A 12,697-nucleotide genomic window follows, 5' to 3' on the forward strand; every position below is an offset into this window, starting at 1 on the left:
CGCGATCGACGCAGCGTCGAGGCGGGCTCGCGGGGCCGGAATCCCGGGCATGGACCGCAGTCCCGCGCAGGCTTGCCGTCGTATCGATAGCCGCGCTAGTCGCGTTGTCACGAGCGCGTGTCCACACGCTGCTACAATCTCGTCTTTCTCGATCGATTGTGCGCTATGGGTTTCGAACAACTCGCTGAACTGAAGAAGCAACTGGCCGCCGCACGCGCCGAAGCTGCGCCTGCCGCGAAGTCCGATGCCAAACCGGCATCCAAGCCTGCTTCGAAGGCCGGTGTGAAAGCCGACTCCAAGCCTGGTTCCAGACCGGGCGCGAGGCCTGCCCGCAAACCCGCGCAGCCGCGCCGCGACGCGCCCGCCGCGCAGGCGAAGCCGGCCGTGGACGCCAAGCCCGTGGACCCGGTGGTGAAATCGATCGGCCGTCTGCAGAAGCGTTTCCCGGTTGCATTCCCGAAGAATCCGGCGCCCAAGCTGCCGTTGAAGATCGGCATCTTCGAAGACCTCGTCGCGCATGCGAAGGAGTTGTCGCTGAGCGAAGCCGAACTGCGCGACGCGATCAAGACGTGGTGCCGGGGCAGCCGCTACTGGAAGTGTCTCGTCGAAGGCGCGGCTCGCGTCGATCTGACGGGTGCAGCGGCGGGCCTCGTCACTGCTCAGGAAGCGGCGGGCGCGCAGCGTTTGCAGGCGCACCGCGCCGGCAAGGGCGCGCCGAAGGCGGCAGCGGCGACGGACGCATCGTCGGCTGAAGCGGCCACGGCGCCGGCTGACGTGGCCAATGTGGCCGCGAGCGCGCCGGGCGAGTCCGACAGCAGCGACAAGCCGCAAGCCGCCTCGACGGAACCTGCCGCGCAAACCGAAGCGGCGGCGGAACCCACCCACTCGCCGGCCAATACGCCGGCTGCTCCGACTCCCGAAGCATAAAACCTCGCCACCCCATCTACGGGGTGCTGCCTTGCCGTTCCGCAGCCGCCAGCCGGCTGCGCACGAAGCCGACGTGTTCGCGCAGCACATAGAACGCGTCGGCATACGCCAACGGCATGCGCAACTGATTCAACGACGCCTCGATCTGATCCAGCTGCGCGAAGAGTTGCTTACGCTCTTCGTCGGTCGAATCGGCGAGCGCGTCGCGTTCGATCGCAATCAACGCCCCGTAGTAGCGATAAATCCGCGAGCGGATCCGCCACCGGTACAGCGCGGGGATCAGGCGCATGGTCGGAAAGAGCAGCACCGCCACCGGCAGTAACAGCACGAGCGTGCGGTCGCCGATGCTCGCCAGCCAGAACGGCAGCGTGCGGTACAGAAAACTCTTGCCGGTCCGGTAGTAGCGCTGCGCATCGTCGCTGATCGGATATTCGCGGGCGACCGGATTGGGGAACTGTCCCGCGTGTTGCAACAGCCCCGCCGTGCCATGCACTTCCTGCGCCGCTTCGATCAGCAAGTCCGAGATGGCCGGATGCAGATGGCTCCGCGCGACCAGTTCGGCGGTCGGGCTGATCAGGTGCACCGTCTCGGGCGGAATCCGGTACTTCAGATCGAGCACGCCTGGCGGCAGGTCGATCTGGTCCAGGTACGGAAAAAGCCGCGTATACGCGCTCGCTTCGTCGAAATTCATCACCGAGATGCCGGGCACTTTGAGCAGCCGCAGCATCAGGCCGCGCGTGGCCGAGTCGCCGTTGAGGATCGCCGCGTCCACTTCGCCCGAGACCAGCTGGGTGGCAGCCTGCAAGCCGTCGGTCGGCACCAGCGTGGTGGTGCCGCCGGGCCCGATGCCGTTCGCGTCCAGCAGCTTGAGCGACAGCAGACGCGTGCCGCTGCCTTCGCGGCCAATCGCGATCCGTTTACCTTCCAGTTGTGAAAGCTGGGTGAGGCCGGCGCCGCGATAGAACACGACCACCGGGATATAGAACACGCTGCCGAGCGACATCAGCGACGACGTGTCGAACCCGCCGGCCACGCCGCCTTGCACGAGCGCGATGTCGACACGCTGGGTCGGGTCGAGAAGACGTTGGAGGTTCTGCACCGAGCCGTCGGACTCCAGCACGCTCAGCCGGATGCCGTTGCGTGCGAGGATCTTTTTGTACTGATTCGCGGTGACGAGAAACGAGCTGTCGCGCGGGCCCGCGCTCATCGTGATGGTCTTCGGCGGCGCCGGGTCGACCAGCCAGATGACCAGCGTGATCGCCAGCACGACGAGTGCGGCCACGATTATGTAAGGCAGCGTGTGGTCGCGCCATTCGGCATGCGTATGGTCGCCGGGAAAGGACGGGGGACGCCGACGCTGCGCTTTCATGGACACTCCGTGGCGGAAGCCGATCACGCATTGTCCACTGTGCGCGGCGGCTTTGCCGTCGGCAGTTTGCTCTATTGACCGGACGGCGGGATGTGTCTGGGCGATGCCCGGCGCGGTGCGTGTCGGGTGTTGGGTGTTGGGTGTTGAATGAGCGTGGCATAATCGGCCGCAACTTCTCATCGTCTTGCCGGGCGCATCTTGAGTCGATTCCTGCGGAAGATCGGCAGTTGGCTGGGATTGTTCGCGATCCTGATGGCCACGCTCGCACCGACGCTCTCGCATACGCTCGCCGCCCGCGCGGACGACGGCGCGATGGCCGACGGGCATTGCACGATGTCGTCGATGGATGGCATGTCGTCGATGCAGGACGAGCCCTCCCTTACGCCGGCTGGGCCGGCTGGGTCGGCTGCACCCGCACCCCCCGCCGACCCAACCCGCAAGCACGCGCAAATGTCCGCCGGCGACGACGCCTGCGGCTACTGCAGCCTGCTGGCCCATTTCCCCGCGATGCCCAGCGTCGACGCGTTGTTCGTCGTCGCCGTGCGGGCTCGCCAGCACACCGTCGCTGTCCGCTTCGAGCGCGTTCGCCGCGTCGAACCGCTCACCTTCGCGCAACCCCGCGCGCCTCCGTTCGTATCCTGATTCGAGTCACCGCGCCGCGAGGCTTTTTCCCGCTTCCTTGAACCGCCGCGCGGCGGCCGCCGCACGTTCATTCGAACCTGCGTGCCGGCATCGTCACGACCCATCGAACAGGATGAACCATGTCAACTTCAACCACGCGCCTGCGCCGGACGCTGCGCGCGGCGTCGCACATCGCGGCCGTCACCGGTGTCGCGCTCGGCACGCCCGCGCTCGTCGATGCGCACGCGATTGCGGGCAACCGCGTTTTCCCGTCGACGATGGCGGTCGACGACCCCGGCGTCGGCGACGAAGCCAACTTCGAGTACGGCCATCAGCGCGTGCCCGGCGATGACGGCGACCAGAGCATCAACACCTTCAGCTTCGAGTACGACAAGCTGATCACGCCGCGCCTCGCGCTATCCGTCGATGGCGGTTACGTGATGCAGAACAATCCGTCGGCGCGCGGTTTCGACAACTTCGGCATCGGTCTGAAGTACCTGCTCTATGTGAACGATGAGCATGAATTCATGACGTCGATCGGCGTGGACGCCGAGTTCGGCGGCACCGGCAGCCGCGCGATCGCGGATAACTTTTCGACGATCTCGCCGACCCTCTACCTTGGCAAGGGCATGGGCGACCTGCCGGCGCCGCTGGCTTATCTGCGGCCTGTCGCGATCACGGCCGAGGCGGGCCCGGCGCTAACCACCGGCGCGGGGCAGCCGAACGCGTTCAACTATGGCTTCACGGTGCAATACAGCCTGCCGTATTTGCAGCAGCACGTGCACGACGCCGGCTTGCCGCAACCGTTCGCGAACCTGATTCCGCTGGTGGAAATTCCGCTGTCGAGAAGCCAGGGCCAGACGACCGGCACGATCAATCCGGGCTTTATCTGGATCAATCGTTATGGACAGTTCGGCGTGGAGGCGCAAATTCCGCTCAACCGTGCGAGCGGTTCGCACGTCGGCATTCTGGTGCAGGCGCATGTGTTCTTCGACGACGTAGCACCGGCCACGATCGGCAAACCTCTGTTCGGCAACATGGGAGAAGCACGATGAACGACGCGCTGAAAAGAACCTCTCTCAACGCGCGGCGCCTGGCCGCGAAGCTGACGACGCTTGCGGCCGGCCTCATGCTCGCCAGCGTCGCCGTTGCGCATGTGTTTCCACAGAAGCAGGAGCCGGGCGCTGGCGCAACGGTGACGTCGGTTACGCAAGTGCGCGTGATCTTCGACGGACCGCTCGAACCCGCCTTCAGTTCGCTGACCGCGACCGACGCAAGCGGCAAGCAGGTCAACGCGCAAAAGGCCTCGGTCGATCCGCATCAGCCCACCACGATGTCGGTGCCATTGCCGTCTCTCGCGGCCGGTCACTACGCGGTGCATTGGGTGGCGGTGGCGTCGGACGGACATCGCACGCATGGCGACTATGGATTCGACGTGAAGTAATTCGACGCGCGCAGTGCGCTAATGGCTATTGATGAAACACGCATGAACGTGTCCGGCAATTCACGTTGGACACGTTTGCAGCCGTTTTTTATCCCACATCAATCAGCCGGGTTCTATTTACAGGAACCGTGGTGGCTGTGCGTCGGATTTTGCAATTGTTCACCCATTGATTCGCGGGAATAGGCTATTTTCCGGCCAGTCCGAATAGAGGGCGCGACGGGCACGAATAGAACTTCGCCCGGCAGGACCCACTTTTTCGCACGCCTGTCGCGCACCACGTCCGTCATGATTGCACCGCGTTTTTTTCGTCGTGCCAATACAACGTTAATGCCGTGTGTCCGGATGCGCGAATAGCATTCCGCGCGTCCGGCTATTGCGCAATCAATCGCCGACGTGTTGATGTCCGAGTTAGTTCAATGGAGATGAATCGTTTGAAAACGTCTACGAAACTCAAGTTGCTGATTGCGGCGTCGATTGCTGGCGCGCTTGCCGGTTGCGCCACCGAATCGTCGCGCACGCTGCCGGTGCCTGTAGTCAGCAGCGCGCAAACGCCGTTCACCGGCAAGCCGGTCGAGATCGCGCTCGGCAAGTTCGACAATCGTTCGAGCTATATGCGCGGCATCTTCTCCGACGGCATCGACCGTCTCGGCGGCCAGGCTAAGACGATCCTGATCACGCATCTGCAACAGAGCCGCCGTTTCAACGTGCTGGATCGCGACAACCTCGACGAGATCAAACAGGAATCCGCGTTCATGAAGTCGGTGCAAGCGGTGAAGGGCGCTCACTTCGTCGTGACCGGCGACGTGACCGAATTTGGCCGCAAGGAAGTCGGCGATCAGCAACTGTTCGGCATTCTCGGGCGCGGCAAGAGCCAGGTCGCATACGCGAAGGTGAACCTGAATATCGTCAATACGACGACCTCCGAAGTGGTGTTGTCGAGCCAGGGCGCGGGCGAATACAGCCTGTCGAATCGCGAGGTCATCGGCTTCGGCGGCACGGCGAGCTATGACTCGACGTTGAACGGCAAGGTACTCGATCTGGCCATTCAGGAGGCGGTCAATCGTCTCGTCGAGCAGGTCGACGCGGGCGCGTTGAACGCATCGAAATAGAAGCGAAACAACGTCCAAACAGCGCCGAAAAAAAAGCGGAGAGGAACTCCGCCATTCAAATCTACTACCTATCAGCTTTAACCGATGAGAATAACAGTGATAACGAAACGCGCGTGCTTGCCGCTCATCGCCGCGGGGACGCTATTGAGCGGATGCGCAGTACGTCAACCGACCCCGCCGCTCTATCAGTGGGATGGCTATCAACCGCAGGTCTACGAGTACTTCAAGGGAAAGACGAGTCCGCAGGAGCAGATCGACGCGCTGGAGAAAGCGCTGCAGACGATCAGCGCGAAAGGCAAGACGCCGCCGCCCGGTTTCCATGCGCATCTGGGGATGCTCTATGCAAGCGTCGGCAAGGACCAGCAGGCGCATCAGGAATTGCAGGCGGAGCAGCAGTTGTTTCCGGAATCGTCGACCTATATGGACTTTTTGCTGAAAAAGTCCAAACCACAATGAGAGCAGCGCGATGTTGAAATCTATTTCCCTGAAGCTCGTGTCGGCGGCGTCGGTATTGAGCTTGCTCGCCGCGTGCGTGGCGCAGCCCAAGCATATGGATTACACGGCGTTCAAAAGAGATCAGCCGCATTCCATTCTGGTGCTGCCGCCGGTGAATGAAACGTCGGATGTGGCGGCTTCGTCGAGTCTGTTATCGCAGATGACGCAGCCGCTCGCGGAGGCGGGGTACTACGTGATGCCGGTCGCGCTGATGGACGAGACCTTCAGGCAGAACGGGCTGACCACGCCCGCGGAGATCGAACAGGTGTCGCCCGCTAAGCTGCGTGAGATTTTCGGCGCGGATGCCGTGCTGTATTCGAAGATCACGCAGTACGGCTCCGTTTATAAAGTGGTGGACAGTACGACGGTGGTGGCAGCATCGGCGAAGCTTGTGGATCTGAAGTCCGGCGATGTGCTGTGGGAGGGCAGGGGCCAGGCCAACGGCAATGAAGTCGGCGCGAACTTCAATGTTGGCTTTGGCATCGTCGGTATGCTGGCGCAGGCGGCGGTCAAGCAGATCGCTCATTCGCTGATGGACGAGGGCCACGACGTGGCGGCGCTGACGAGTTCACGGTTGCTTTCGGCGGGGCATCCGAACGGGCTGTTGTATGGGCCGCGCTCGCCGAAGTATGGGACGGATTGATTGACGGCGGCGGTCGTTTGAGCCGCCGTTTGATTCTTGCGTCCGGATTCGCGAGCGCATCATGGCCGTTCCGGTGCGCGAAGCGTTGCCACCCGTGTGATCGACTGCTTCGTCGAAGCGGTCGCCTCCGCGCCGCTATTCCAGTTCGATGACGACGGCCTCAACACGACGCAACCCGCTTGATGCGGTGAAAATTGCGGTCGAAGTAGATCAGCCCGTCGCCATCGGCGCGCACGCTGATGTACGTGGTCTTCACGAACATCACCGAGTGCGAGCCGACTTCCTTCAGATCGACAATCTCGCCTTGCAGGCTCGCGAGCGCATCGCGCAGCACCGGCACGCCGTGCGCGCCGTCGTCCCAGATCGGCCAGCCGAAGCGTTCTTCCATCGGCACGTGGGTCATGCCCGCGAAGTGACGCGCGAGTAATTCGTGCTCGCCGGGCAGCACGTTGACGCACACCCGCCGGTTGCCTTCGAAAATCGCGTGCATCGCGCTCGAACGGTTCAGGCACACGAGCAGCGTGGGCGGTGTATCGGTGACCGAACATACGGCGCTCGCGGTGACACCGCAGCGTCCGTGCGGACCGGCGGTCGTGACGACGTTGACGGCCGCGCACAGATGCGCCATCGCCTGACGGAATTGCTGTCTGGCGTTCAGGGGGGCGTCGTTGTCGGCGGTGGCCAACGGGGTCGGCATGGTGGTCATGAACTGGATTCCTTGAGAGCGCGGCATCGTCGGTGCTGATCTGGATTCAAGCGTAATCAATCCGGATGCGGAAAAAAATCCGCGCGAGCGGCGCGCCAGTGCGCGTCTTTCCCAACATATCTAAAGTTTTCCCCAATGCCTGACGCGTCCTCTGTGCCCTGGTGCACATTTGGCGAGCGAGTGCAGCGAGTTGTCAGCGCAATTTCAGGGTAACTATCACTTCGCACCGCTTTTTTCGCTGGGTATGATGGTTTGCGCCCGATCGCTCCACGTCTCGGATCGCCGCCTCCGCACCAACACGAACCTGTCCCCATGCCTCAGTCGCCGCAAGCCGCTACCGTCCCCGCACCGATCGTCTATATCGTCGATGACGACAGCGGTATGCGCACGTCGCTCGCCTGGCTGCTCGAATCGGTCGGCATGAAGTCCACGGGCTTCGCGAATGCGAGCGAGTTTCTCGCCGCGTTCGATCCCGCCATTCCCGCGTGTCTCGTGCTCGACGTGCGCATGCCGGAGCAGAGCGGCTTCGACGTGCAAGCGGAATTGAACCAGCGCGGCGCGACCTTGCCGATTATTTTCGTCAGCGGTCATGGCGACATTCCGATGTCCGTGCGCGCGTTGCAGAACGGCGCGATCGATTTCGTCGAGAAGCCCTATAACTCGCAGCAGATGCTCGACCGTGTGCAGCGCGCGGTGAAGCTCGCGGCGCAGCGGCACGTCGCCGGTCAGAAGCAGCGCGAGTTGCGCAAGCGCATCGAGTCGCTGACCGCGCGAGAAACGGAGGTGCTGCGCGGGGTGGTCGACGGCAAGGGCAGCAAGCGCATCGCGAGCGATCTGTCGATCAGCGTGAAGACGGTCGACGTCCATCGCGCGAGCATCAAGGACAAACTCGGCGCGGCCTCGATCGCGATGCTGGTGCGCGAAGTGATGGCGGTGTGGGAAGAGGATGGGGCGCTGCGCACGCACGCGCATTGAAGCACTTCAACGCGCGACTCGTCACGCCGCGCACATCGATGCTCGTCACTCCACTCACCGCATGAACAACCCGCCGTTCACATCCCAGCACGCGCCATTCGCGAAGTACGCATTCTCCGCGGCAAGCATCACCGCCACGTCGGCGACATAATCCGCCGAGCCCAAACGGCCTGCGGGAATATTGGCGAGCACCGCCTTGAGCTTGTCGGGCGCGACGCTCTCATGCACGATCGGCAAATCCATCGGCCCCGGTGAAATCGCGTTGACGGTGACGCCCGCCGCGCCGAGATCGCGCGCGAACACTTTGGTGAGCGTAATCACGCCTCCTTTCGCGGCCGCGTAGTGCGCGCCGGTGGCCGAGCCGCCATTTTGTCCGGCGAGCGACGCGATGTTGACGATGCGTCCCGCGCCGGCATCGGCGAAATGCTGGCCGAATACCTGGCAGCCGAACAGCACGCTGCGCAGATTGACCTTGATGACCTGATCGAACTGCTCGGCGGTGATTTCCATCACAGGGACGACCCTGGATGCGCCCGCGTTGTTGACCAGCGCGTCCACGCGCCCCCAACGGGCGAGAATCGCGTCACGCGCCGCTTCGAACGCGGCCTTCGCGGTGACGTCGAGATTCAGTGCGAACGCGCTGGACCCGTCGGCGCTCAGATCGCGTGCCAGCGCTTGCGCGGCATCGAACGCAATGTCGCCGAGCGCGACCGCATAACCGGCCGCATGAAAACGCGCGGCAAGCGCGGCGCCCAGTCCGCGCGCCGCGCCGGTGACGAGTACGACTCTTTTCTGCATGACTTCCACTCCGTGAGTAAGCGCAACGCGCGGCGATGACGCGAGCGTGTGCGTTGCCGCGTCGCGCGCGTTGCCTGTATTGCATGAGATCGCCTAGGCGGCGAGCGCGGCTTCGAAACGCGCCGCGATTGCGCACACCTGTTCGTCCTGGCCCTTGCGTCCGACGATCTGCAAGCCCGCCTTCAACGACGAACCGGCGATCGGCAACGGCACGCTCAGCGCGGGATGGCCGCTCAGATTGAACGGGCGGATCAGCGACGACATCGCGATCACCGACGCGCCGCCGCGCGCTTCGTCGAGCGTGATCGGCAACGCGGGCAGCGTGGGGAGAATCAGCACGTCGACGCTGTCGAGCGCTTGATTCACGGCGGCCGTGAATTGCCGGCGAATCTGCTCGGCCGCGTCGAGTTGCGCGCCGGTGGTTTTAACCGCGGCGCGCAGCCTCACATCGAGATCGGCGCCGAGTTTGCCGCTCTCCACCAGATGACCGAATGCGCGCGATGTCTCCGCATTGATGACGGCGAGGCCTGCATCGAAAGCGGCCGCGAGTCCGGCGAGTTGCGTCGCGTGCGCCGTGCAGCCGGCCACGTCGGCCGCGCGCGCGACCGCCGCGCTGATCTCGCGCGTCGCGTCGGCCTGCACGATGCCGACCTTGCATGCACCCAGCCACGCGCGCGCGGCGTGCGTGTCGAAGTCGGCGGTGATCGCGTGCATCGCGGCGACCAGCATCGACATCTCACGCGCAAACGGCCCGACGCAATCGAGCGACGATTCTCGCGGAGCCACGCCGTGCCGCGACACGCGGCCGAATGTCGGTTTCAAACCGAGCACGCCGCAGCACGCGGCGGGGCCGCGGATCGAGCCGCCGGTGTCGGTGCCGAGCGCGGCGTCGGCGAGTTTCAGGCCGACCGCCGCCGCCGAGCCGCTCGATGAACCGCCCGGAATACGCGTAGCGTCCTGCGGATTTTGCGGCGTACCGGTGTAGTCGTTGATGCCGGTCATGCCGAACGCAAGCTCGTGCATGTTCGCTTTGCCGACGATGCGCCAACCGGCCATGACCAGACGCGCGACGACTTCCGCATGCTGCTGCGCGGGTGGCGTGTCGGCCAGCGCGCGGCTCGCGGCGGTGGTCGCGTAGCCGGCGATATCGATCGTGTCCTTGATCGCGATGGACGGTCCCGGTCCGCCCAACGACAAGGTCTGGATAAACTCGTTCATGGCTTCGTGTTCCTTGCATTGACTTGCCACGGCGCGTCGAACAGACGCTCGGTGCGAAAGTGAGTGATGAGCCAGTCACGGCCATTGCCGGCCGTTGCGAAATCCACTTCGAGGCGCGCCGAAATCAGTTCGGCCGGCGCGTCGACGTAGCCCGACGTTTGCAGCATGATCCAGCGACCCTTCGCGCTCGCATCGCGCACGTCGATCGTTTCCGACGTGAGGAAGTGCACGTTCACTGAGAAGTGTGGCGACGGCGGCAGGTAGCGCGTGAGCATCGCGAGAATCGCCGCGTGACCCTTCAGGTATCCGAACTTGTTGGCATACTGCGGGCCGATGCCTTCCCACACGGCATCGGCGGCAAACAGCGCAGTGAGCGTTTCGCCTTCGAGCGCGCCGCTCGGCACATCACACAGCGCCATATAGCGCGCCATCGTGCGGCGCACCGCCGTTTCGGCTTCGAGCGCGGCGAGCCGTTCGCTCAGCACGCGCAACGTGTCGGGGTTCGCGTCCATTGCATCGTGCTCCGTCACGGTCACGTAGCGTTCGCGTGCTGCGGCGGCACTTGCAATGCACGGCCGACACGCGCTTCGATCTTGCCGTAGCGCCACAGGTTGTAGTCGCCGACCGGCGTCGTGCGGTACAGATTGCACACGGCGACCGCCGTATCGAAGTCGCGCACGTCGGCCATGATGTAGAAGGTCCACGGTGAGTTATCCGCGTTGCCGACGGTGAGGCGGTCATCGTCCATGATGCCGAGCACGTCGACACCTTCCATCGCTTCAACGGCGGCCAGCATCTTGCCGTAAGCCTGCCAGACGGTGCCGATCTGCTCGCGCGGCAAGTCGAAGAAATTCTGCGTCACGCCGCAGCAGAACAGCACGCGTAGCGGCAGCGCGGGGTTGTCGGTGGAGGGCGTGGCGGCGGACGGGGTAGACATGAGTGGATGCTCCTTGAAAGTGATGAGGTTGCTTTTCAGGCGGCTGCCTAGTCGTTGGTGAGTCGTCGGTGAATCGCGCAAACGCTGCTCACAGATAGCCCGGAATTGGCGGCACGCCAACGAACACCGCGCCCGCGCCGTCGTAGTTGCCCTCGCCGAGAAACGCGTGCTGCGTGACGACCATCGAGTCGCGCAACAGGCGCTGCAACGGATGCGAGCGGTAGATCGCCATCGTGCCGCCGAGCCGGTACGCCCGCTGCACGACGCCAGCCCCTTCACGGGCGATCTGCGTGGCCGCGAGGCGCAGCAGGCTGATCTGATCGGCGGTAACTGGCTTGCCGGCGAGGATCGCTTGCCAGACCTCGTCGGTGCTCTCGTAGAAGAACGCGCGGGCCGAGCGCAATTGCGCCTCGGCCTTCGCGAGTTCGATGCGGTAGTACGCGCGATCGGCGAGTTGCGGCGCACCGGTCGTGGTCTTGCGGCCGCCCGCCATCTGGTTGGCGACGTCGAGCGCGGCGCGCGCGAGTCCGAGGTTGACCACGGCGAGCACTTGCGCCGCGTACGCGATGGTTGGGTAGCGATACAGCGGTTCGTCGACGCACGGTTCTCCGCCGCGCACGAAGGTCCACGCATCCGCGACGAACTGGTCGTTCACGCGCAGATCGTGACTGCCGGTGCCTTGCATACCGACCACGTCCCAGTTCTCGACGATCTCCACCTGATGCGCACGGAACACGGCGGTGCGTGGCTTGCCGGGCACGCCACCGCCCGTGCTTTGGGTGCCGATGCCAACTCCGAGCCAGTCTGCGCCTTTGCAGCCGCTCGCGAATTTCCACGTGCCGCTCACGCGCCAGCCACCGTCCGCGGGTTGCGCCGGTTGCACCGGGAACAGGCCGCCGGCGAACACCTGGTCGGGGCCGTCCGCGTAGATCTCGGCCTGGGTCTGCAGCGGCAGCGCGGCGAGGTAGACGTTGGCCGAGCCGAAGCTCGCGACCCATGCGGCCGAACCATCGGCTGCCGCGATCCGTTCGATCATGTCGAGGAACGCGGTGGGCGCGAGCGCATCGCCGCCGAAGCGCTTCGGCGTCGCCGCGCGATAGATGCCCGCGCGTTTGAGTTTGGCGATCACGTCGCGCGGCACATGCGAGAGACGATCGAACTCGTCGCGGCGCGCGGCGATCTCGGCGATCACGTCGGCGAGCGGCAGGCGGGCATTCGTCGACGCGCTTGAGTGATCGAAGGCAACGGCGGTGGCGGACATGGGGCTTCTCCTTGATTCGTTATCGGCTGGGGGCGGTGGAATACGACGCACGTCGGGCGAGGTGTCACGCGCCGTGCACGATGAAGCCAGTCTAGAAACGCCAAAAGAAGGCTTCAATTGGGACGCGGGGCGCACGTTTAGGTAGCGCACCGGGGTCGTCTAAAGAAATCTTCAGATACGGATTGCGGGGACTG

The 12,697-nt window shown here is 64.3% G+C and carries 15 protein-coding genes; 8 read left to right on the top strand and 7 right to left on the bottom strand.

Features of this window, described 5'->3' with window-relative positions; translation table 11 throughout:
- Positions 1–165 precede the first annotated feature (165 nt).
- Positions 166–927, top strand: a complete 762-nt coding sequence (locus BGI01S_RS06485; RefSeq protein ID WP_042323425.1) for a ProQ/FinO family protein — start codon at positions 166–168, stop codon at positions 925–927.
- A 16-nt stretch (positions 928–943) separates the two neighbouring features.
- Here BGI01S_RS06485 and BGI01S_RS06490 read toward each other — a convergent pair whose 3' ends face one another.
- A complete protein-coding gene (locus BGI01S_RS06490; RefSeq protein WP_042323427.1) occupies positions 944–2,296 on the bottom strand; it encodes a TAXI family TRAP transporter solute-binding subunit in 1,353 nt (450 codons plus the stop codon).
- A gap of 195 nt (positions 2,297–2,491) precedes the next feature.
- Here BGI01S_RS06490 and BGI01S_RS06495 point away from each other — a divergent pair, with 195 nt between their 5' ends.
- The 6 genes from BGI01S_RS06495 (at position 2,492) to BGI01S_RS06520 (ending at position 6,608) form a co-directional block, all read left to right on the top strand.
- Positions 2,492–2,938 (top strand): DUF2946 domain-containing protein, encoded by a 447-nt coding sequence (locus tag BGI01S_RS06495; protein WP_042323428.1) that lies wholly within the window; start codon positions 2,492–2,494, stop codon positions 2,936–2,938.
- Positions 2,939–3,057: 119 nt separating this feature from the next.
- The gene (locus tag BGI01S_RS06500; RefSeq protein WP_042323430.1) at positions 3,058–3,972 is read left to right on the top strand and encodes a hypothetical protein; all 915 of its coding nucleotides are present in this window, start codon (positions 3,058–3,060) and stop codon (positions 3,970–3,972) included.
- Entirely contained in the window at positions 3,969–4,361 is a 393-nt protein-coding gene (locus BGI01S_RS06505; protein ID WP_042323432.1) for a copper resistance CopC family protein, read from the top strand. Before BGI01S_RS06500 ends, BGI01S_RS06505 begins: the two co-directional genes overlap by 4 nt.
- 431 nt (positions 4,362–4,792) lie before the next feature.
- Positions 4,793–5,470 carry a CsgG/HfaB family protein gene (locus tag BGI01S_RS06510; RefSeq protein ID WP_042324462.1) on the top strand — a complete coding sequence of 226 codons (678 nt, stop codon included), beginning with the start codon at positions 4,793–4,795 and terminating at the stop codon, positions 5,468–5,470.
- 84 nt (positions 5,471–5,554) lie between these two features.
- On the top strand, positions 5,555–5,926 hold the full coding sequence (locus BGI01S_RS06515; RefSeq protein ID WP_042323434.1) for a DUF4810 domain-containing protein: 372 nt from the start codon (positions 5,555–5,557) through the stop codon (positions 5,924–5,926).
- A 10-nt stretch (positions 5,927–5,936) separates the two neighbouring features.
- Complete coding sequence (locus tag BGI01S_RS06520; RefSeq protein ID WP_042323436.1) at positions 5,937–6,608, top strand: DUF799 domain-containing protein; 672 nt, start codon at positions 5,937–5,939, stop codon at positions 6,606–6,608.
- 160 nt (positions 6,609–6,768) lie between these two features.
- Here the strand turns inward: BGI01S_RS06520 and hpaC are convergent, their stop codons facing one another.
- Positions 6,769–7,314 carry a 4-hydroxyphenylacetate 3-monooxygenase, reductase component gene (gene hpaC, locus BGI01S_RS06525; RefSeq protein WP_042323437.1) on the bottom strand — a complete coding sequence of 182 codons (546 nt, stop codon included), beginning with the start codon at positions 7,312–7,314 and terminating at the stop codon, positions 6,769–6,771.
- 312 nt (positions 7,315–7,626) lie between these two features.
- Between hpaC and BGI01S_RS06530 the strand changes: the two genes are divergently transcribed.
- The gene (locus BGI01S_RS06530) at positions 7,627–8,289 is read left to right on the top strand and encodes a response regulator transcription factor (protein ID WP_042323439.1); all 663 of its coding nucleotides are present in this window, start codon (positions 7,627–7,629) and stop codon (positions 8,287–8,289) included.
- Positions 8,290–8,343: 54 nt separating this feature from the next.
- Here BGI01S_RS06530 and BGI01S_RS06535 read toward each other — a convergent pair whose 3' ends face one another.
- From BGI01S_RS06535 to BGI01S_RS06555, 5 genes are all read right to left on the bottom strand, one after another.
- On the bottom strand, positions 8,344–9,087 hold the full coding sequence (locus BGI01S_RS06535) for an SDR family NAD(P)-dependent oxidoreductase (RefSeq protein WP_042323441.1): 744 nt from the start codon (positions 9,085–9,087) through the stop codon (positions 8,344–8,346).
- A gap of 93 nt (positions 9,088–9,180) precedes the next feature.
- Positions 9,181–10,305 (bottom strand): amidase, encoded by a 1,125-nt coding sequence (locus tag BGI01S_RS06540; RefSeq protein WP_042323443.1) that lies wholly within the window; start codon positions 10,303–10,305, stop codon positions 9,181–9,183.
- A complete protein-coding gene (locus BGI01S_RS06545; protein ID WP_042323444.1) occupies positions 10,302–10,817 on the bottom strand; it encodes a nuclear transport factor 2 family protein in 516 nt (171 codons plus the stop codon). Before BGI01S_RS06545 ends, BGI01S_RS06540 begins: the two co-directional genes overlap by 4 nt.
- Before the next feature lie 20 nt (positions 10,818–10,837).
- Positions 10,838–11,242 carry a hypothetical protein gene (locus BGI01S_RS06550; protein ID WP_042323446.1) on the bottom strand — a complete coding sequence of 135 codons (405 nt, stop codon included), beginning with the start codon at positions 11,240–11,242 and terminating at the stop codon, positions 10,838–10,840.
- Positions 11,243–11,330: 88 nt separating this feature from the next.
- Positions 11,331–12,503 carry an acyl-CoA dehydrogenase family protein gene (locus BGI01S_RS06555; protein ID WP_042323448.1) on the bottom strand — a complete coding sequence of 391 codons (1,173 nt, stop codon included), beginning with the start codon at positions 12,501–12,503 and terminating at the stop codon, positions 11,331–11,333.
- Positions 12,504–12,697: the final 194 nt, after the last annotated feature.

The sequence above is a fragment of the Paraburkholderia ginsengisoli NBRC 100965 genome (assembly GCF_000739735.1).
Lineage (GTDB): Bacteria > Pseudomonadota > Gammaproteobacteria > Burkholderiales > Burkholderiaceae > Paraburkholderia > Paraburkholderia ginsengisoli.